At 72.6% G+C, this 18,345-nt stretch carries 18 protein-coding genes; 11 read left to right on the forward strand and 7 right to left on the reverse strand.

The window, feature by feature from the left end; translation table 11 throughout:
- Position 1 precedes the first annotated feature (1 nt).
- Together moaC and MFF61_RS11715 are read left to right on the forward strand one after the other, a co-directional pair.
- A complete protein-coding gene (gene moaC, locus MFF61_RS11710) occupies positions 2–484 on the forward strand; it encodes a cyclic pyranopterin monophosphate synthase MoaC (RefSeq protein ID WP_238235299.1) in 483 nt (160 codons plus the stop codon).
- Entirely contained in the window at positions 481–1,719 is a 1,239-nt protein-coding gene (locus MFF61_RS11715; protein WP_238235300.1) for a molybdopterin molybdotransferase MoeA, read from the forward strand. Before moaC ends, MFF61_RS11715 begins: the two co-directional genes overlap by 4 nt.
- A 2-nt stretch (positions 1,720–1,721) precedes the next feature.
- On the opposite strand, the gene MFF61_RS11720 is transcribed toward MFF61_RS11715, so the two are convergent.
- Positions 1,722–2,021 carry a hypothetical protein gene (locus tag MFF61_RS11720; RefSeq protein WP_238235301.1) on the reverse strand — a complete coding sequence of 100 codons (300 nt, stop codon included), beginning with the start codon at positions 2,019–2,021 and terminating at the stop codon, positions 1,722–1,724.
- Positions 2,022–2,378: 357 nt separating this feature from the next.
- Here MFF61_RS11720 and MFF61_RS11725 point away from each other — a divergent pair, with 357 nt between their 5' ends.
- The 4 genes from MFF61_RS11725 to MFF61_RS11740 all read left to right on the forward strand — a co-directional run bounded on the left by MFF61_RS11725 (position 2,379) and on the right by MFF61_RS11740 (position 7,477).
- Entirely contained in the window at positions 2,379–2,621 is a 243-nt protein-coding gene (locus MFF61_RS11725; protein WP_238235302.1) for a NepR family anti-sigma factor, read from the forward strand.
- Positions 2,618–3,163 (forward strand): sigma-70 family RNA polymerase sigma factor, encoded by a 546-nt coding sequence (locus MFF61_RS11730; RefSeq protein WP_238235303.1) that lies wholly within the window; start codon positions 2,618–2,620, stop codon positions 3,161–3,163. The genes MFF61_RS11725 and MFF61_RS11730 overlap by 4 nt, the downstream gene beginning before the upstream one ends.
- A 10-nt stretch (positions 3,164–3,173) precedes the next feature.
- Positions 3,174–3,380 (forward strand): hypothetical protein, encoded by a 207-nt coding sequence (locus tag MFF61_RS11735; RefSeq protein WP_238235304.1) that lies wholly within the window; start codon positions 3,174–3,176, stop codon positions 3,378–3,380.
- Between the two features lie 311 nt (positions 3,381–3,691).
- Positions 3,692–7,477, forward strand: a complete 3,786-nt coding sequence (locus MFF61_RS11740; RefSeq protein ID WP_238235305.1) for a glycosyltransferase — start codon at positions 3,692–3,694, stop codon at positions 7,475–7,477.
- 4 nt (positions 7,478–7,481) lie between these two features.
- Here the strand turns inward: MFF61_RS11740 and MFF61_RS11745 are convergent, their stop codons facing one another.
- From MFF61_RS11745 to MFF61_RS11755, 3 genes are read right to left on the reverse strand one after another with little or no spacing between them, the layout of a single operon-like run.
- On the reverse strand, positions 7,482–8,348 hold the full coding sequence (locus MFF61_RS11745) for a metal ABC transporter permease (RefSeq protein ID WP_238235306.1): 867 nt from the start codon (positions 8,346–8,348) through the stop codon (positions 7,482–7,484).
- Positions 8,345–9,175: a metal ABC transporter ATP-binding protein gene (locus tag MFF61_RS11750; protein WP_238235307.1), complete on the reverse strand. Its 831-nt coding sequence runs from the start codon at positions 9,173–9,175 to the stop codon at positions 8,345–8,347. Before MFF61_RS11750 ends, MFF61_RS11745 begins: the two co-directional genes overlap by 4 nt.
- Positions 9,172–9,324, reverse strand: a complete 153-nt coding sequence (locus MFF61_RS11755; RefSeq protein ID WP_238235308.1) for a hypothetical protein — start codon at positions 9,322–9,324, stop codon at positions 9,172–9,174. Before MFF61_RS11755 ends, MFF61_RS11750 begins: the two co-directional genes overlap by 4 nt.
- 175 nt (positions 9,325–9,499) lie before the next feature.
- Here MFF61_RS11755 and MFF61_RS11760 point away from each other — a divergent pair, with 175 nt between their 5' ends.
- Positions 9,500–9,991 carry a Fur family transcriptional regulator gene (locus tag MFF61_RS11760; RefSeq protein ID WP_238235309.1) on the forward strand — a complete coding sequence of 164 codons (492 nt, stop codon included), beginning with the start codon at positions 9,500–9,502 and terminating at the stop codon, positions 9,989–9,991.
- A 1-nt stretch (position 9,992) separates the two neighbouring features.
- Here the strand turns inward: MFF61_RS11760 and MFF61_RS11765 are convergent, their stop codons facing one another.
- From MFF61_RS11765 to MFF61_RS11775, 3 genes are all read right to left on the reverse strand, one after another.
- Positions 9,993–10,706: a hypothetical protein gene (locus tag MFF61_RS11765; RefSeq protein ID WP_238235310.1), complete on the reverse strand. Its 714-nt coding sequence runs from the start codon at positions 10,704–10,706 to the stop codon at positions 9,993–9,995.
- A 103-nt stretch (positions 10,707–10,809) separates the two neighbouring features.
- Positions 10,810–12,324 carry an anthranilate synthase component I gene (gene trpE / locus MFF61_RS11770; protein ID WP_238235311.1) on the reverse strand — a complete coding sequence of 505 codons (1,515 nt, stop codon included), beginning with the start codon at positions 12,322–12,324 and terminating at the stop codon, positions 10,810–10,812.
- A 315-nt stretch (positions 12,325–12,639) separates the two neighbouring features.
- Entirely contained in the window at positions 12,640–14,538 is a 1,899-nt protein-coding gene (locus MFF61_RS11775) for a peptidylprolyl isomerase (RefSeq protein WP_238235312.1), read from the reverse strand.
- 165 nt (positions 14,539–14,703) lie between these two features.
- Between MFF61_RS11775 and tpiA the strand changes: the two genes are divergently transcribed.
- The 4 genes from tpiA to MFF61_RS11795 all read left to right on the forward strand — a co-directional run bounded on the left by tpiA (position 14,704) and on the right by MFF61_RS11795 (position 18,345).
- Positions 14,704–15,465, forward strand: coding sequence for a triose-phosphate isomerase (gene tpiA, locus MFF61_RS11780; RefSeq protein ID WP_238235313.1), 762 nt, complete (start codon positions 14,704–14,706; stop codon positions 15,463–15,465).
- 192 nt (positions 15,466–15,657) lie between these two features.
- Positions 15,658–16,086, forward strand: coding sequence for a preprotein translocase subunit SecG (gene secG, locus MFF61_RS11785; protein WP_238235314.1), 429 nt, complete (start codon positions 15,658–15,660; stop codon positions 16,084–16,086).
- A gap of 170 nt (positions 16,087–16,256) precedes the next feature.
- Positions 16,257–17,885 carry a CTP synthase gene (gene pyrG / locus MFF61_RS11790; protein ID WP_238235315.1) on the forward strand — a complete coding sequence of 543 codons (1,629 nt, stop codon included), beginning with the start codon at positions 16,257–16,259 and terminating at the stop codon, positions 17,883–17,885.
- A 58-nt stretch (positions 17,886–17,943) separates the two neighbouring features.
- On the forward strand, positions 17,944–18,345 hold the full coding sequence (locus tag MFF61_RS11795) for a DUF350 domain-containing protein (RefSeq protein WP_238235316.1): 402 nt from the start codon (positions 17,944–17,946) through the stop codon (positions 18,343–18,345).

Raw genomic sequence — 18,345 nt, forward strand, 5'->3', positions numbered from 1 at the left:
GATGCCGGTCCTGACGCATCTCGACGCCGCCGGCAGCGCCAACATGGTGGACGTCTCCGAGAAGCCCGCCACCGCCCGTGCCGCCCGCGCCGAGGGCGCGGTGGTGATGAATCCCGAGACCCTGCGGCTGATCCTGGAGGGCGACGCCAAGAAGGGCGACGTGCTCGGAACCGCGCGGCTCGCCGGCATCATGGCGGCCAAGCGCACCCACGAACTGATTCCGCTCTGCCATCCGCTGCTGCTGTCGAAGGTGCGGGTGGACTGCACCCCCGATGCCGATCTGCCGGGCATCCGCATCACCGCCGAGGTGAAGGTGCAGGGACCGACCGGGGTTGAGATGGAGGCGCTGACGGCGGTCTCGGTCGCCTGCCTCACCGTCTACGACATGGTCAAGGCCGCCGACCGGGGCATGCGCATCGAGGGGATCCGCCTGCTGCAGAAGAGTGGCGGCCGCTCGGGCCTCTACGAGGCGGACCGCGCATGAGCCCGCCGCCGGCGAGCCCGCTCCTGCCGGTCGGGGAGGCGATCGCCCGCATCCTGGCGGATGCGACGCCGGTGGAGGCCGAGACCGTCCCGGTCGGTCGGGCGGCCGGCCGCACCCTGGCGGCGGATCTGCGGGCGCTGCGCACGCAGCCGCCCTTCACCACCTCGGCGATGGACGGTTACGCGGTGCGCAGCCAGGACGTCGCGCAGGCGCCCGTGTCGCTGCGTCTCGTCGGGATCAGCGCCGCCGGCCACGGCCATCGCGGCCCGCTCGGCCCCGGGGAGGCGATCCGCATCCTCACCGGTGCGCCGATGCCCGAGGGCGCCGACACGGTGGTCATCCAGGAGGATGCCGAGGTGTCGGGCGACACGGTGCGCCTGGGCCAGGGCAATCCCCCGGGGCGCCACGTGCGCGGCGCGGGCCTCGATTTCCGGGAGGGCGATCTGCTGCTCACCGCCGGCACGCGGCTCGACGGGCAGCGGGTGGCGCTTGCCGCCGCGGGCGGGCACCCGACCCTGCCCCTGCGCCGTCGTCCGCGCGTGGCGGTGCTCGCCACCGGCGACGAGCTGGTGCGGCCGGGCGAGCCCGCCGCCTGGGACCAGATCGTGGCGTCGAACGGCCTCGCGCTCGCCGCGATGGCCGAGGAATCCGGCGCGGAGGCGATCGATCTCGGCATCGCGGGCGACCGCTTCGCGGATCTCGAGGCGGCAATCGAGCGGGCGCGCGACGCGCGCGCCGACCTGCTCGTCACCCTCGGCGGCGCCTCGGTGGGCGATCACGACCTCGTGCAATCCGCCCTGGTGCGCCAGGGGCTCAGCCTCGGCTTCTGGCGCGTGGCCATCCGTCCCGGCAAGCCGCTGATGCACGGCCGGCTCGGGCCGATGGCGGTGCTGGGCCTGCCCGGAAACCCGGTCTCGTCGGTGGTCTGCGGCCTCGTCTTCGTGCGGCCGCTGGTCGCCGCGCTCCTCGGCGACCCGCGTGCCGGCGACGACCGCAGCGAACCGGCGCTCCTCGGCCGCGACCTGCCGGCCAATGACGGCCGCCAGGACTACATGCGCGCGCGGCTCGATCTCAGCCCGGAGCGGCTGCCGGTGGTCCACCCCGACGCCAAGCAGGATTCCTCGATGCTCTCGGTGCTGGCCACCGCCGAGGCGCTGTTGATCAGGCCGCCCCACGCGCCGGCCGCGCGGGCCGGCGCGCCCTGCCGGATCCTGCGGCTCGACCGCAAGGCGTGAGACTACTGCGCCCGCCGCCCCGCCTCGGTGGTGTTCTCCCCCCGGTCGAAGGCCTGGATCGCCGCCCGGCACTGGGGTGAGAGGCGGCTGCGGTTGCGCGCGAAGCAGCGCTCGACCTCCGGGCTGTCCGGGTCGGCCCCGGCGCAGAGCCGGAAATAATCGTTGGCGCAGTTGAGCTGAAGGCCAGGATCCTCGCGTTGCGCGAGGACCGGCGTGGCCGAGAGGATGACAAACGCCGCGATGGCGACCGGCGAACGGAGCGACTTCGAGACCAAGAGACCATCCCCGCTGGTGTTCACCATCCGGTTCTAGGCTCCCGGAACCGGCAGGCAAGCGCGTGACGGCCACAGCGACCGGAATGTCACACCCCCGTCGGGGCCGCGCTGTCGCAGATCCTCTCTCGGCCCGCATCACCGATCGCCACAACATCCTGCGACGGCCCCGCGCTGAACCAGCTCGGCCTGTCCCGTGTGACAGCCGTCATCTTTCGGAATAGCGAAGTTCAAGCTCAAGCTTCTAGATTAAAGTTTCCTGAATACGACTTTCAGAGCGCATTAAAACACAAGTCTTTATTGCGGCGCTCGCAGTGACAGAGCGGCCCGGCGCAGGTTTTCGTTGGCGAGACCCCGCGTGCCGATGGGGCCGTGGAGGCGAGGTCGATGACGAACGAGGATCCAGCCCGGGCCAAGCCCGCACCCGGCGCCGGGCGCCGCCGCGCGGCGCAGGCCGGGTTCCGGAGGCAGCAGGCCGGCGGCGTCGACGAGGCGGTCCGCGAGCATCTCGGGCGGGCCCTGCGCCTCGCCTACGCGGATCTCATGGAGGCGCCGATCCCCGACCGCTTCGTCACGCTGCTCGCGGCCCTCGACCGCGATCCGCCCGCTCCGGAGGAGGCGTCCCGATGACCCATGTCGATCCGGAGATGCGCGATCTCCTGCTCGCGGCGATTCCCGCCCTGCGCGCCTTCGCGTTCTCGCTCACCCACGATCTCGACCGCAGCGACGATCTCGTGCAGGAGACTCTGGTGCGCGCCTGGACCAAGTCCGACAGCTTCCGGCGCGGCACGAACCTCACCGCGTGGCTGTTCACCATCCTGCGCAACCTGTTCTATTCCGACCTGCGCAAGCGCCGCCGCGAGGTCGAGGATGTGGACGGCGCGATGGCGGCCCGGCTCGCCGCGCTGCCCGAGCAGGAGGTGCGGCTCGAACTCGACGCGTTCCGCACCGCACTCGCGGGATTGCCGCCGAACCAGCGCGAGGCGCTCGTGCTCGTCGGCGCGCAGAGCTTCACCTACGAGGAGGCCGCGGCGATCTGCGGCGTCGCGGTCGGCACGATCAAGAGCCGCGTCAGCCGCGCCCGCCTGCGGCTGACCCAGGTGCTGGGCATGGGCGGTCCCGATGACATCGGCAGCGACGCGGCCACCCGCGCGGCTCTCGGCAACCCGTGACGGAGGCGGCATGCCGCGCGCCCGACAGCCCTTCGCCGATGCGATCCGCGTCGCGCGTGCCATCGTCGCGCTGGAAGGGGCGGCGCTGGCGCGCGCGGCGCGGGCGCGTGACCCCGCGGCCGTCGAGGCCGCCGCGCAGGCCCTGGCCTGCCGCATCGCCGACGCGCTTCTCGAGGCCGAACGCGAGGCCGAGGCCCGTGCGACCGCCGACGCCTGATCGGCCATGATCCACGCATGATCAACTCATCCTTCCTGCAATTCTCGATCCGGACCAGTCGAGCGCCGGATCGTGAGCGCAATCCATGGTCCGTCTGTCCGAGATCTGCTTAGGCACCCCTGCCGACATCTGAGGAAAGCGATCGGGCGAAAGCGATAGTCCGTCGGTCGGATCTGCCCTATAGAGCCGCCACGCAGGCCGGAGCGGCGGCACCGCCGTCCGCAGGATCAGGGCCGCGCGGCAGTGCCGGGCGGACGAAGGTGGACCACGTGCGCAAAAGCCCTCTGAGGTTCGCAGGTGCCCTGTCGCGGATGCTCCGGCGCCCGGTCCGCATCGGGCCGGGCTTCGAGCCGCACTTCTATGCCAAGCTCTACCCGGATCTGCGGCACCTCGCCGGCGAGGAGGCCCTCTTCCGGCACTATCGCCGCCACGGCGCCCAGGAGGGGCGGCACCCCACCGTCGCCTCCTATCTGGCCGCCCTGACGGCCGAGCACGGCGCGCTGCCGGCGGATTTCAGCACCGTCTCCTACCGCGCCCTCAATCCCGACCTCGCCGCGAGCCTGTCCGAGGAATGGGAGTTCGAAGCGCATTACCTGAAGCACGGCCGCAGCGAGGAGCGCCGCTACCGCGTCGATCTGTCGGAGCTCGAAGAGGAATTCCGCGCCATGATGCTGGCGCGGACCGAGGCGGGGGAGCCCGGCCCCTCCCTCGCCGCGTTCCTGACGCATCACGGTCTCGCGGCGGGGGCGTGGCTCCTGCGGTTCAACCTTGGACAGTTCCTGCACCTGAACGCCGACTGGCTCGAAGACCCGCCGGCCACGCGGGCCGACGGCATCCGGGTGTTCGCCGAGGAGGGCGTGGCCCGCCTCGCTCCCCTCAGCAGCGATGACCGGTTCGACCCGGACTTCTATCGCAGGGCCTATCCGGTTGAGCCGGACCTCGATGACGTGGCGCTCTACCGGCACTGGCTGCGCACCGGCGACGTTCAGGAGTGGATGCCCAACGAGGCGGCCCGCCTGTCCAGCCTGATCGGTGCGAAGGTGTTTCCGGCCTGCTTCGATGAGGCGGCCTATCGACACGCCCTGCCCGCCGCCCTGCGCATCCCGGAAGGCTGCCGGACCACAATCCTCCAGCACTGGCTCGATGTCGGCTTCAAGGCCGGAATCATGGCCGGCATCGACGGACCGGGCGCGGCCGACCTATACGCCAGCCTCGGACGTCGGGAATGGCTGCGCGGCGAGTTCGCCCTCGCGCTCAAGGCCTACGACGAGGCGCTTCACCGTGGCGGCCCCACGGCCGGCCGACTGCACGGCCGGGCCGAGGCCCTTCGCGCCCTCGGCGACCTGTCGGGCGCGGCCGCCGTGTACCGGGAGGCGGCGCGCTGCCCCGGAGCCGGCGTGTGGAGCCACATCCGCGCCGTCCAAGGCCTCGCCGCGAGCGGGAACGTGGCCGGGGCGCTCGCGCAGATGCGCGAATCGAGTCGGACCTGGACGCGCGACGCGCGCTGGCGGGACAGCGCCACGGCGGTCCTGCGCCAAGCGTTCGAGGCGCAGACCGCCGAGGCCAAGGCCGCCTATCGCGACGGCGCGCGCGAGACCGGGGACCGGATCATCACCGAGGCGCTGGAGCAGCTCACGCGGGACTGGCCCCTGGCCGCGCCCCTTCCTGCCCCCTTGCCGCCCGCCCGCGCGGGCGACGTCGTGATCCTGGCCAACCTCGACCTGCCGCAATGCGTGCATTACCGCGTCGAGCAGCGGCGGCGTCAGCTCGCTCATGCCGGCTGGCGCGTGCAGGTCTTCGGCCAGCACGAGACGGAGGCCTTCCGCGAGGCCCTGCACGGGGCGGGCACCGCCTTGTTCTACCGCGTGCCGGCCTTTCCGGATGTCGTTCACGCGCTGCTCTACGCTCGGGCGCTCGGCGTCCGCACGCTCTATGACATCGACGACCTGATCTTCGATCGCGCGAGCTTTCCGCCGCCGTTCGAGACCTACGAGGGGCAGATCTCGGCCGAGGATTATGTCGGGCTGCAGATCGGCGTGCCGCTGTTCCGGTTCGCCATGTCCCTGTGCGACGAGGGACTGGCCTCCACGCCCGTCCTGGCGGAGGCGGTGGGAGCGGTCGTGCGCTCGGGCCGCTGCCACGTGCTGCGCAACGGGCTCGACCAGCGCAACGATCCCTACCTGAACCGGCCCGTGCCCCCGCCCGCCGCGCCGCAGGACCCCGTCACCCTCTTCTACGGCTCGGGCACCAAGGCCCACAATCAGGACTTCACGGACCTTGCCGGCCCGGCCCTTCTCACCGTGCTGGCGCGTCATCCGCAGGCGCGCCTCGTCATTGCCGGCCACCTGAAGCTCGATCCCGCCTTCGCGCGGTTCGGCCCCCGCGTCCGGCAACTCGGCTTCACCGCCAGGGTGGCCGATTACTGGGAGGTGCTGTCGGGCGTGGACATCAACCTCGCGGTGCTCCTGCCCGGCCCGGCGGCCGATGCCAAGAGCGAGATCAAGTGGCTCGAAGCCGCCATGTGCGGCATCCCCTCGGTGGTGAGCGGCACGCGCACCTACCGGGAGATCCTCACCGACGGCGTCGACGCGCTCCTGGCCGACACGCCGCAGGAGTGGGCGGACGCGCTGGAACGCCTGATCGCGGATCCGGGCCTGCGCCGACGCGTCGGCGATACGGCGCGGGCCCGGGCGCTCGGCGCCTATACGCTGGAGGCCATGCGCGACACCCTCGCGCGCGTTCTGCCCCGGCCGGGTCCCGATGCCGCCGACGGGCCGCCAGCCGCGCAGGTCCACGCCACCGCGTCGTCCGATCAGGCCGCCGGTTCGTCGCGGACGACGCGGCCCGATCGAAGCCCCGGAGCAGGATCGGCGGGCGGCGCGACCGGATCCCGCTCCAAGCCGCGGCTTCTCATCGTCAACGTCTTCTTCCCGCCGCAGACGATCGGCGGGGCGACGCGGGTGGTGCGTGACAACCTCGACCACATCCTGGACCATGCCGGGGACCGCTTCGACCTCGCCGTGGCGGCGAGCGACGAGGGCGTGACGCCGGCGGGTCGCGCCCGCATCGATGCCTACCGAGGTGTGCCGGTGCTGCGCCTCTCGACGCCGGCCGAGATCAACATGGATTGGCGCCCGCTGAATCCCGCCATCGGGGAGCGGTTCGGCGCCTTCCTGGATCGCTTCGCCCCGGACCTGATCCACTTCCACTGCGTCCAGCGCCTGACCGCCTCCGTGTTGGCCGAGACGCAGGCGCGGGCCATCCCGCACCTCGTCACCGTGCACGACGGCTGGTGGCTCTCCGACCACCAGTTCCTCGTCGACCGGGACGGCCGGGTGGTGACGCCCACGCCCGACACGCTGCTGCCGGAGGCTGCTCCGATCCGGGGGGCGATGCAGGGGATCGTGCGCCGCCGCCGCCTCGGCCGCCTGCTGCACGGGGCCGACCGGATCCTGGCGGTGTCGGACGCGTTCGCGCGGGTCTACCGCGACGCCGGCTTCCCGCAGACGCTCGCGGTGCCGAACGGCCTCTCGCCGCTGGTGATCCCGCCCCGCCGTCCCAGTCCCACGGCGCGGGTGCGGCTCGGCCATGTCGGCGGGCGCGAGGCGCACAAGGGGCTGCCCCTGATCGAGGCGGTGCTGCGCCGCACCCCGTTCCGGAACCTCAGCCTCACCGCCGTCGACCTCGGGCGGGAGGCCGGGTTCGTCGGCGAGGAGGTCTGGGGCACCACCCCGGTGCGCATCGTCGGCCCGGTGCCGCAGAGCGAGATCGCGCAGCTCTACGGGGATCTCGACGTGCTGCTCGTGCCCTCGCTCTGGCCGGAGAGCTTCGGCCTCGTGGCGCGCGAGGCGCGGGCCTTCGGGCTGTGGGTCGTGGCGAGCGACCGCGGCGCGATCGGGGAGGATGTCGAGCCCGGCACGGACGGGTTCGTGGTGGATGTCGCAACCCCGGAGCCGCTGCGCGCGGCGCTGGCCCTGATCGACGCCGATCCCGCCCGATTCCGCGAGTCCCCGCCGCGCCTCCGCCCGATCCGCAGCGCCGCCGCGCAGGGCGACGACCTTCTCGCGCTCTACGACGAGATCCTGGGATCGCGATGATCCGTCAGGCTTCGAGGTGGCGCGCCGGCATGAGCCGCCAGAGCAGGCCGCCCCGGCTGCCGACGAGCATCGAGGCGAGGTAGAGCGCCCCGGCGGTCAGCACGATCGCCGGCCCGCTCGGCAGGTCGCCGTAATAGGAGACGAGGAGGCCCGCCGTGCTGGAGGCGAGCGCCAGCGCGATCGCCACCGGAATGAGCCCGGTGACGTCCGCCGCCCAGAACCGGGCGCTCACCGCCGGCAACAGCATCAGCCCGACCGCGAGCAGCGTGCCCAAAGCCGCGAAGCCGCCGACGAGGTTCAGCACCACCAGCCCCAGGAAGGCGAAGTGCACCGGCGCGCTCGCGCGGCTCACCGAGCGCAGGAAGAGCGGATCGACGCATTCGAGCACCAGCGGCCGATAGGCGAGGGCGAGCGCGAACAGCGTCACCGTGGCGATGCCGCCGAGCAGCATCAGCGCCGCGTCGTCGAGGGCGAGCACCGTGCCGAACAGGATGTGCAGGAGGTCGATCGAGGAGCCGCGCGCCGAGATCAGCAGCACCCCGGCGGCCAATGCCAGGAGGTAGAAGGCGCCCAGGCTCGCATCCTCCCGCAGCACGGTGGAGCGCGCGACCGCGCCCGACAGCATCGCCACGGCGAGCCCCGCCACGAGCCCGCCCAGCGTCATCGCGGGCAGCGACAGGCCCGCCACCAGGAAGCCTACCGCGGCGCCCGGCAGGATGGCGTGGCTCATCGCCTCGCTCATCAGGCTCATGCGCCGCAGCGTCAGGAACACCCCGACCGGGGCCGCGCTCGCCGACAGGGCGACGCAGCCCGCGAGCGCGCGACGCATGAAGGCGAACTCGACGAAGGGCGCGGTGAGGAGGTCGATCACGCGGCGTGCTCGTGGTCGTGGGCGTGGTCGTGCGGCGCCTCGCCGTGCGCCTCCTGGCCGTGCGCCTCGTGGGCATGACCGGCGGGGCCGCGGCAGACAGGCGCCTCGTCGTCCCAGGCCTCGCAGAGCTGGCGGGCGCGCCGCAGGTTCGGGCCGGTGAGCACCGCCTCGGTCTCGCCCCAGGCCACCGCCTCGCGGGCGAGCAGCAGGGCGGTGGGGAAGTGGCGGCGCACCTGATCGAGGTCGTGCAGCACCGCCACCACGGTGCGGCGCTCGTGGCCCCAGCGCCGGACGAGGTCGAGGAGGTCGGCGCTGGTGCGGCTGTCGATCGCCGCGAACGGCTCGTCGAGCAGGATCGCGCGGGCGTCCTGGAGCAGCACGCGCGCGAACATGGCGCGCCGCAGTTGTCCGCCCGACAGGGTGCCGATCGGCCGGCGCTCGAACCCGGAGAGACCCACCGCCGCGAGCGCATCGGCCACCGCGCCGCGATGCGGGCGCAGGGCGCGAAAGAGGCCGAGCTTGCGCCACAGCCCCATGGCCACGAAGTCGAAGGTGCTGATCGGGAAGCTGCGGTCGATCTCGGCCGCCTGCGGCAGGTAGGCGATCTCGCGCCGGACGAGGCCCGGATGCTCGATCCGCCCGTCCAGCGGCGCGACCTCGCCGACGATGCCCTTGAGCAGGGTCGATTTGCCGGCGCCGTTCGGGCCGACCACGGCGAGCGCCGCGCCCGCCGGCACGACCCCGTCGAGGTGGTGCACGGCGGGATGGCGGTCGTAGCCGAGGGTCAGCCCGCGAAAGACCAGGGCGCCCGGCGCGGCGGCGCTCACGCGGCGACCGCCCAGGCGACAACGCCCCACACGGCGAGCGTGAGGCCGAGCGCCAGACCGAGGCGCGGGACGAGGCCGAGCCCGATAAGGGAGCGGGGCGGGGCCGCAGCCGGAACCCGGCGCGGGGCGGTCGCGGATTCGGCCTGCATCGGACCACTCCTCAGCACCATGAAGGGCGCGGACCGGGATCCTCGCGGCGGCGGAACCCTGACGGATGGCGTCCGGCCGACCATTTGATAGAGGTGTCCCGGCGACGTCGGCCGTACCGTCCCGTTACACTGTAACAGGCGGGGCCTGTCAACCGGCGCCCAGGGAGAGCGGATCATGGACCAGCCTGCGCATCCGGACCACGCCTGCGGCCACGACCGGGCCGGGCTGGTGGCCCGGGCCGAGCGGCTCTGCCGCGAGCGCGGCCTCCTCTTCACGCCGCTGCGCCAGCGCACCCTGGAGGTGATCGCCGGGGAGACGCGCCCGCTCGGCGCCTACGACATCGCCGAGCGGCTGAGCCTGCCGGGCCGGCGGGTGGCGGCGGTCTCGGTCTATCGCGCCCTCGACTTCCTGACCGAGAACGGCCTCGTCCATCGGCTGGCCAGCCGCAACGCCTTCGTGCCCTGCGACCACAGCCACAGCGGGGGCGAGAGCGCGGTGTTCCTGATCTGCCGCGCCTGCGGCGCGGTGGACGAGACGACCTCGGCGGAGATCGAGCGCGGCCTCAACCGGACGCTGGCCCGGGCGGGCTTCCGGCCGGCGAGTCGCATCGTCGAGATCGAAGGCGAGTGCGGCGCCTGCCAGGAGCGCGAGGGCGCCGAAGGGTAGTTCACCAGAGCGAGAACTCCGTGCCGAAATCCGTGGTCTTGAGCGGGCGGCACGAGGCCGGATCGGCCCGGCATTCGGCTTGCGGCTTGAGCGCCAGGACACCGTCGCGGTCGGCCTCGAAGCGAAGTCTCACGGGCGGGTCGTCCTCGCGGGTATAGGCGAGGCTCACCTCGAAGCGCACGAAATCGTACTGGGTTCGGTCTGCGTAGACGATGAGGTCGCGCGAGACCGCCTCGCCGGGGTTGAGGTCGGACGCCTCGGCCTGTGCCTCAGTGGCGCCCGCGAACAGCACCCCCTGGCGCAGGATCACGGTGCCGGGCTCGCCGAGGGTGTAGCCGCGCGCCGCCGCGATACGGCTCGCCCCGTCGAGATTCTGGTCGAAGGCGCCCGGATCGGGGCGCTCGGCGAAGCGCGCCCGCACGCCGATGACGTTGTAGACGAGACCGAGGATGCGCACGCCCGTCTGGCCGACGTTCCGGCGCGTCACCGTGGAGCGGATCGCGACGTGGTCGTCGCGCTCGCCCGCCTTCACCAGCGTCGTCGTCACCGACACGGCCGGCGGCTCAAGGCTCGGCTTGATGCGCGCTTCATAGATGAAGGTGTAGACGCCCCAGGCCCCGGCCCCGAGGATCGCGAGGGTCTGCACCAGGGTGTTGATGCGCTCCGCGCCGAAGGGGCGCGCCGGTGGTTCCGCTTCCGGCCTGCTCCCGCTCATCCCTCGCTCCGCCGCGGGCCTCGCGGGGGGAAGCCTCCGGCCGCAGCAGGGTTCCCGCGCGGCGCGCCTCCTGCGCGTGGCGCGCCTCCTGCGCGCCGTGCGCCTACTGCCCGCGCCGGGCCTGCGCGGCGAAGCGCACCGCCTCCTCGGCGGCCCGGAACTGGGCTCGCGCCTTGTTCACGCATTCCTGCTGCTCGGAGGCGGGGTTCGAATCGTAGACGATGCCGGCACCGGCCTGGACGTGCATGCGTCCGTCCTTCACCACGGCGGTGCGCAGCACGATGCAGGTGTCCATCTGCCCGTCGGCGCCGAAATAGCCGATGCAGCCGGCATAGGGACCGCGCTTCTCGCGCTCCAGTTCGTCGATGATCTGCATCGCCCGCACCTTCGGCGCGCCCGAGACCGTCCCGGCCGGGAAGCCCGCGATCAGCGCGCCGAGCGCGTCGTGACGGGCATCGAGGCGGCCCTCGACGTTCGACACGATGTGCATCACCTGGCTGTAGTATTCGAGGAAGAACGAATCCGTGACCGTGACGCTGCCGATCTCGGCGACGCGGCCCACGTCGTTGCGGCCGAGGTCGAGCAGCATCAGGTGCTCGGCGCGCTCCTTGGGGTCGGCGAGCAGATCCTCGGCGAGCGCGCGGTCCGCCTCCGGCGTCGCGCCGCGCGGCCGGGTGCCGGCGATGGGCCGGATCGTGACCTTCCCGTCGCGCACCCGCACCAGGATCTCGGGCGACGAGCAGACGATCTGGAACGCGCCGAAATCGAGGTAGCAGAGGAACGGTGCCGGGTTCACCCGGCGCAGGGAGCGGTAGAGGGCGAAGGCCGGCAGCCCGAACGGCGCCTCGAAGCGCTGCGACAGCACCACCTGGAAGATGTCGCCCGCGGCGATGTATTCCTTGGCCTGCGCCACCAGGGCGTGGAAGGCCTCCGGGGCGGTGTTCGAGGTCGGCGCCGGAACCGGGATCTCTGCCGGATTGACGCTGGCCTCGACCGGAAGCGGCCCCTCCAGGGTCCCGGCGACCCGCTCCAGCCGCGCGAGCGCCGCCTCGTAGGCGGCCCGGGCCGCCACACCGGGAGCCGGGCGGATCGGCGTGACCACCGCGATCTCGTCGCGCACCGCGTCGAACACCACCATCACGGTGGGCCGCACCAGGATCGCGTCCGGCACGCCGATCGGGTCGGGCTTGGGCGGATCGAGGCGCTCCATCTCCCGCACCATGTCGTAGCCGAGATAGCCGAACAGCCCGGCGGCCATCGGCGGCAGCGCCGTCTCGCCAGGGATCGCGCTCTCGGCGATGAGGGCCCGCAGGCTCGCCAGGGGAGGGCGGTCGTCCGGCCGGAAGGCCGCGAGGTCCGGCGCGTCCGCCCGCGAGGCCCGGCCGCCTTCGCAGCGCCAGACGAGGTCGGGATCGAGCCCGATCATCGAATAGCGCCCGCGCACCGCGCCGCCCTCGACAGATTCGAGCAGGAAGGCCGCGCCGTCGTGCGCGGCCCGCAGCTTCAGGAAGGCGGCGACGGGCGTTTCGAGGTCGGCGACGAGGGTCGCGCGCAGCAGCACGGGCGTGCCCGCCGCGTAGGCGGTCGCGACGGCATCGGGCTGGGGCGTCACGAGCATGATGTCAGGTCCGACAGCCGGTCCGGAGCCCACAGATCGCCGCGACGCGGCGCCGTGCCCTCCCGGGGGTGACAGGGATGAGCGCGACGATGGATCGATGGGCGGATGGATCCGGACGGCACGATCATGACGGCACTCGTTCGAAGACCTCGCGCGGGATCCCGTCTCCGGTACAGGACAGAGGGTTCCCGCGCACGTCCTTTCGCGTCGTCGTGCTCACCAACGGTGTCCTTCTGAGAGCCACACGACGCTTGCAGAACTCACCGTGGTGACGTGTCGGATCCTCGATGTTCCGAGACGCGATCCAGCTGAGGTTCAGTACTCGCCGCCGATGGCACGCCGGAAGGCGGCCTCGTTCACCGAGACGCCGGCCTGCTTCTGGGCGTCGGCGATGTACTGGGCGATGATGTCGTCGGCGAGCGCGGTGCGGAACTGCTGCTCGACGTTCGGCTGGGCGCCGGCCTGGAAGGGCGCCACCGTGGCGGAGGTCACCTTGAAGGCGACCCGCGCCTTCTCGCCTGCGGTCGCCGAGCCGGTCTTGCCCACCGGCGTCGCGAAGATGCGCCCGATGCTCTCGGCGGTGAGCTCGTCCTTGGCGCGGCCGCGGGCGAGGTCGGTCGCGGTCTTCGCCTCCACGCCGTAGGCGGCGGCCACGGCCTCGATCGCCTCGCCCTTGTCAAGGCGCTCGGCGGCCTCGCGGGCCTTGGCCGAGAGGCGGCGGGCGATCTCGTCGTCGCGCCACTGCGACACGACCTGGTCGCGGACCTCGGCCAGCGGCCGGTCGTGGGCGGGGTCGACCCGGGTGACGTCGTACCAGAGATAGCCGCCCGAGCGGGTGCGCAGGGCCTCGCTGTCCGCCCCCATCTCGGCGCGGAACAGGGCCGGGAGCACGGCGTCCTTGTCGGGCAGGCCCTCGACAGGCTTGCCCTGCGTGTCGCGGCCCTGGGCATCCACGCCCGCGATGCTCAGGAGGGGCAGGGCCCGCTCGCGGGCGATGTCGCCCAGCGGCTTGGCGCCCGCGCGCTGATCCTCGATCGCGTCGTGGACCTTCTCGAGGTCGTCGCGGGCGCGCTCGCGGGCGATCTCGGTGCGGATCTGCCCGGCGACCTCCTCGAACGGCTTGACGCTGCCGGGCTCGATCGCCGTGACGCGCAGGAGCACGGTGCCGAAGCGGCCCTTCACCGGCTCGCTGACCGCCCCCTGCTGCAGCGCGAAGGCCGCATCGGCCACCGCCGGGTCGAACAGCTCGGCCCGGGTGAAGGTGCCGAGGTCGAGGCTCTTGGGATCGAGCCCGCGCTCCCCCGCGATCGACTCGAAGGGCGCCTCGCCGCCGCGGATCCGGGCGAGGGCTGCCGCCGCGTCCGCCTCGTTGGGGAAGACGATCTGCTGGATGGTGCGGCGCTCCGGCGTGCCGTAGCGGCCCTGGTCGGCATCGTAGCGGCTGCGGGCCTCAGCCTCGGTCACGGCATCGGGCTTGGCGAGGGTCGTCGCGTCGAGGACGAGGATGTTCACGCCCCGCACCTCCGGGGCGCGGAAGGCGCTCTTGCGGTCGTCGTAGAAGCTCTGGACTTGCTCGTCGGTCGGTGCCGGTATCTCGCCCGCCGCGCTCTCGGGCAGGACGAGGTAGCCGGCGGCGCGCCGCTCGGTGGTGTAGCGGTGGACCGCCTCGCGCACGGCGAGCGGCACCGGCAGATCGGCGATGATCGATTCTGCGAGCTGCAGCCGGGCCGCGACGGCGCGCTGCTCCTGCACGAACGCCGCTTCGGTGAGGCCCGCCTGCCGGATCGTGTCGTTGAACACGCCGAGGTCGAAATTGCCATTCGGTCCCTTGAAGGCCGGCTCCTCGCGGATCAGGCGGATCACGGTCGCGTCCGAGACCCGCAGGCCGAGGTCGCGGGTCTTCTGATCCAGGGTCGCCTCGGTGATGAGCGCGTTCAGCACCTCGCGGTCGAGGCCGAGCGCCCGCGCCTGGTCCGGGGTGATCGGCCGGCGCGTCTGGCGGGCGAGGCGCTGGATCTGGTTCTGGTAGGCCGAGCGGACCGCCTCCGCGCTGATCGGCGTGCTGCCCACCGTGGCCACCGCCGTGCTGCCGCCGCCGCGGAAGATGTCGCCGATGCCGAAGATCGCGAGGCCGACGATGAGCAGGCCGAACACGACCGTCATCACCAGCTTGCCGAGCCAGCTCTGGCTGGCGGCGCGGAACCCCTGCAGCATCGCGGTCCTCGATCACCCGTCCCGAGCGGCCGAGCGGCCGCCATCCTTCGTGGCTGTCGCGATAGCCCATCCGCGCCGCGGCGGAAAGGCCGGCCTGCCCTCGGTTTGCGCCCGCGCGGCGGCTCTGTTACCCGGCTCCAAAGCCGAGATGCGAAGGGGAGAGCGATGGCGAGCGAGCGGCCGCGTCCGCTGGTGGCGGGCAACTGGAAGATGAACGGCAGCCGCGCCTCGCGCGCCGTGCTGGAGGCCATCCGCGACGGCCTCGACCCCGCGCTCGCCCGGCGCATCGACGTGCTGGTCTGCCCGCCCGCGACGCTCGTCGGCGCCTTCGCGGAGGCCGCGCAAGGCTCGCCGGTACGGATCGGCGGCCAGGACGTGCACCCCAAGGCCAGCGGCGCCCATACGGGTTGCATCGCCGCCGAGATGCTGGCGGATCTCGGCGCCACGCACACCATCGTCGGCCATTCCGAGCGGCGCGCCGACCAGCACGAGAGCGACGCGGAGGTGCGCGCCAAGGCGCTCGCGGCCCACCGCGCGGGTCTCGTCGCCATCCTCTGCGTCGGCGAGACGCGGGAGGAGCGCGAGGCCGGGCGCACCCTCGACGTGGTGCGCGGGCAGCTCGCCGGCTCGCTGCCGGAGGGCGCCACGGCCGCCGACACGGTGATCGCCTACGAGCCGGTCTGGGCCATCGGCACCGGGCTGACACCGACGAGGGACGACGTCGCGGAGGTCCACGCCCTGATCCGCAGCGAACTCGAAGCCCGCCTCGGGCCGGAGGGGAGGGGCCTGCGCATCCTCTACGGCGGCTCGGTGAAGCCCTCGAACGCGGCTGAACTGATGGCGGTCGCCAACGTGGACGGGGCGCTCGTCGGCGGCGCGAGCCTCAAGGCGGAGGATTTCCTCGGCATCGCGGCGGCCTACGCCTGAGCCGTGCGACTGGATCCGACCGCCCGGACCCCGGAACCACGAGGGCAGGTTGCACGTGCGCGGGCGCACCTCGCCGCGCTTGGCCTGCGCCCGGTTCTCGTGTAACAGCCCGCCCCAGTTGAGGTCCGGGCGCTGTGCGGCGCGCCGGCCGTTCGCATGTTGGCGGTCCGCGCGGCCGCCCCTGGAAGCCCGATGCAGACCGTCCTGATCGTCGTCCACCTGATCATCGTCCTCGCGCTCATCGGCGTGGTGCTGCTGCAGCGCTCCGAGGGCGGGCTCGGCCTCGGCGGCGGGGGGAGCAGCGGCACGCAGGGCTTCCTCACCGGCCGCGGGCAGGCGAACGCGCTCACCCGCGCCACCGCGATCCTGGCCGCCCTGTTCTTCACCACCAGCATGATCCTGGCGATCATGACGCACCGCAGCGCGGCGCCGCGCTCGATCTTCGAGGGCGCGGGCCAGAGCGGCGCGCCGGCCGCGAATCAGCCGGCCGCGCCGTCCTCCGGCGGCAACCTGCTCGACCAGCTGCGCCAGCAGCAGGGTGACGCGCCGGCCTCGACGCCCGCGCCCGCTCCGGCCTCGCCGGCCGCCCCCGCGGCGCCGGCCGCCCCGCAATCGCGCTGAGCGTCGGCCCGCCGGCCGGCGGGCCCGTCCACCCCTTCGCCTGCGCGGCGGTCGGTTCGGCCGCCCGATAAAGTCTGTGGATCCGGCCGGCGCCCGCCGTCCGGGACCGATCCCGTTGGAGCCCCCGGGCGTTTGGCAAGTCAGCCCCGCCGATGTATGGAGCAGGTCCCATGACGCGGTACGTCTTCATCACCGGCGGCGTGGTCTCCTCTCTCGGCAAGGGGCTCGCGTCGGCGGCCCTCGGCGCGCTCCTGCAGGCCCGCGGCTACAAGGTCCGCCTGCGCAAGCTCGACCCCTACCTCAACGTCGATCCGGGCACGATGAGCCCGACCCAGCACGGCGAGGTCTTCGTCACCGACGACGGGGCCGAGACCGATCTCGACCTCGGGCATTACGAGCGCTTCACCGGCGTGCCGGCCACCAAGGCCGACAACATCACCACCGGCCGGATCTACCTCGACATCATCACCAAGGAGCGCCGCGGGGACTATCTCGGGGCGACGATCCAGGTCATCCCGCACGTCACCAACGCCATCAAGGAGTTCGTCCTCGACGGCAACGATGCGTACGATTTCGTGCTGGTCGAGATCGGCGGCACGGTCGGCGACATCGAGGGCCTGCCGTTCTTCGAGGCGATCCGCCAGCTCGGCCAGGAGCTGCCGCGTGGCCTGTGCGCCTACATCCACCTGACGCTCCTGCCCTACATCCCCTCGGCGGGCGAGCTGAAGACCAAACCGACCCAGCATTCGGTGGCGGAGCTGCGCTCGATCGGCATCCAGCCCGACATCCTGCTCTGCCGCTGCGACCGGCCGATCCCGCGCGAGGAGCGGCGCAAGCTCGCGCAGTTCTGCAACGTGCGCGAGACCGCCGTGATCGAGGCCCGCGACGTCGCCTCGATCTACGACGTGCCGCTCTCCTACCGCGACGAGGGACTCGACCGCGAGGTGCTGGCGCATTTCGGCCTGGAGAGCGCCGCCGAGCCGAAGCTGGAGCGCTGGCGCACCATCTCCGAGCGGGTGAGGAACCCGGAGGGCGAGGTCTCGATCGCCATCGTCGGCAAGTACACGGGGCTCAAGGACGCCTACAAGTCGCTGATCGAGGCGCTCACCCACGGCGGCATCGCCAACCGGGTGAAGGTCAACCTCGAATGGATCGAGGCGGAGATCTTCGAGCGCGAGGATCCCGGGCCGTTCCTGGAGGGCCTGAACGGCATCCTGGTGCCGGGCGGGTTCGGCCAGCGCGGGGCCGAGGGCAAGATCCGCGCGGCCCGCTACGCCCGCGAGAAGAAGATCCCGTACCTGGGCATCTGCTTCGGCATGCAGATGGCGGTGGTGGAGGCGGCCCGCTCGCTCGCCGGCATCGAGGCGGCGAATTCCACGGAATTCGGCCCCACGCCCGAGCCGGTGGTCGGCCTGCTGACCGAGTGGATGCGCGGCAACGAACTGGAGCGGCGCGTGGCCGAGGGCGATCTCGGCGGCACGATGCGGCTCGGCTCCTACCGGGCGACCCTCGCGCCGGGCTCGCGCATCGCCGAGATCTACGGCGGCACCGCCATCGCGGAGCGCCACCGCCACCGCTACGAGGTCAACATGGCCTATCGCGACCGGCTGGAGGCCGCGGGCCTGCGCTTCGCCGGCCTCTCGCCCGACGGTCTCCTCCCGGAGACGGTCGAAGTCGAAGGTCATCCCTGGTTCATCGGCGTGCAGTTCCATCCCGAGTTGAAGTCGCGGCCCTTCGAACCTCATCCGCTCTTCAAGAGCTTCGTCGAGGCGGCGATCGTGCAGAGCCGTCTGGTCTGAGGCGCCGCGCCGGTGTAGTGAAGCCTGGCAGGAGAATCGGCCGGGAAGCGGGGGGCGGATGCTGGCGTCGATTTCGGGACTTGGCGCCTTCCTGGCCTACTTCGCCACCGCCGCGGTCCTCGTCGCGATCTATCTCGTCATCTACTTGCTCGCGACCGCGCATGACGAGCTGGCGCTGATCCGGCGCGGCGTCACGGCGGCGGCGATCGCGCTGGGCGGCAGCCTCATCGCCTTCACGCTCCCGCTCGCGGTGGCGATCTACAACGCCCAAGGCCTTCTGGATTGCGCGGTCTGGGGGCTCGTCGCCCTCATCGTGCAGATGGGGGTCTACTGGGCGGTGCGCGCGACGCTGCCGGAGATGTCGCGCCAGATCGAGGCCGGCGAGAGCGCCCCCGCGGTCTTTCTCGCCGCCGCCTCCCTGGCGGCGGGCGTGATCAACGCCGCCGCGATGACGTACTGA

The sequence above is a fragment of the Methylobacterium isbiliense genome, assembly GCF_022179325.1.
Classification (GTDB): domain Bacteria; phylum Pseudomonadota; class Alphaproteobacteria; order Rhizobiales; family Beijerinckiaceae; genus Methylobacterium; species Methylobacterium isbiliense.

Excerpts from the sequence above, each read along its gene's own strand:
- MFF61_RS11755 (WP_238235308.1), bottom strand. The coding sequence starts at position 9,324 with ATGCAGGCCGAATCCGCGACCGCCCCGCGCCGGGTTCCGGCTGCGGCC.
- moaC (WP_238235299.1), top strand. The coding sequence starts at position 2 with ATGCCGGTCCTGACGCATCTCGACGCCGCCGGCAGCGCCAACATGGTG.
- secG (WP_238235314.1), top strand. The coding sequence starts at position 15,658 with ATGCAGACCGTCCTGATCGTCGTCCACCTGATCATCGTCCTCGCGCTC.
- MFF61_RS11775 (WP_238235312.1), bottom strand. The coding sequence starts at position 14,538 with ATGCTGCAGGGGTTCCGCGCCGCCAGCCAGAGCTGGCTCGGCAAGCTG.
- MFF61_RS11725 (WP_238235302.1), top strand. The coding sequence starts at position 2,379 with ATGACGAACGAGGATCCAGCCCGGGCCAAGCCCGCACCCGGCGCCGGG.
- MFF61_RS11795 (WP_238235316.1), top strand. The coding sequence starts at position 17,944 with ATGCTGGCGTCGATTTCGGGACTTGGCGCCTTCCTGGCCTACTTCGCC.
- tpiA (WP_238235313.1), top strand. The coding sequence starts at position 14,704 with ATGGCGAGCGAGCGGCCGCGTCCGCTGGTGGCGGGCAACTGGAAGATG.
- MFF61_RS11730 (WP_238235303.1), top strand. The coding sequence starts at position 2,618 with ATGACCCATGTCGATCCGGAGATGCGCGATCTCCTGCTCGCGGCGATT.
- MFF61_RS11760 (WP_238235309.1), top strand. The coding sequence starts at position 9,500 with ATGGACCAGCCTGCGCATCCGGACCACGCCTGCGGCCACGACCGGGCC.
- trpE (WP_238235311.1), bottom strand. The coding sequence starts at position 12,324 with ATGCTCGTGACGCCCCAGCCCGATGCCGTCGCGACCGCCTACGCGGCG.
- MFF61_RS11740 (WP_238235305.1), top strand. The coding sequence starts at position 3,692 with ATGCTCCGGCGCCCGGTCCGCATCGGGCCGGGCTTCGAGCCGCACTTC.
- MFF61_RS11715 (WP_238235300.1), top strand. The coding sequence starts at position 481 with ATGAGCCCGCCGCCGGCGAGCCCGCTCCTGCCGGTCGGGGAGGCGATC.
- MFF61_RS11765 (WP_238235310.1), bottom strand. The coding sequence starts at position 10,706 with ATGAGCGGGAGCAGGCCGGAAGCGGAACCACCGGCGCGCCCCTTCGGC.
- MFF61_RS11720 (WP_238235301.1), bottom strand. The coding sequence starts at position 2,021 with ATGGTGAACACCAGCGGGGATGGTCTCTTGGTCTCGAAGTCGCTCCGT.
- pyrG (WP_238235315.1), top strand. The coding sequence starts at position 16,257 with ATGACGCGGTACGTCTTCATCACCGGCGGCGTGGTCTCCTCTCTCGGC.
- MFF61_RS11735 (WP_238235304.1), top strand. The coding sequence starts at position 3,174 with ATGCCGCGCGCCCGACAGCCCTTCGCCGATGCGATCCGCGTCGCGCGT.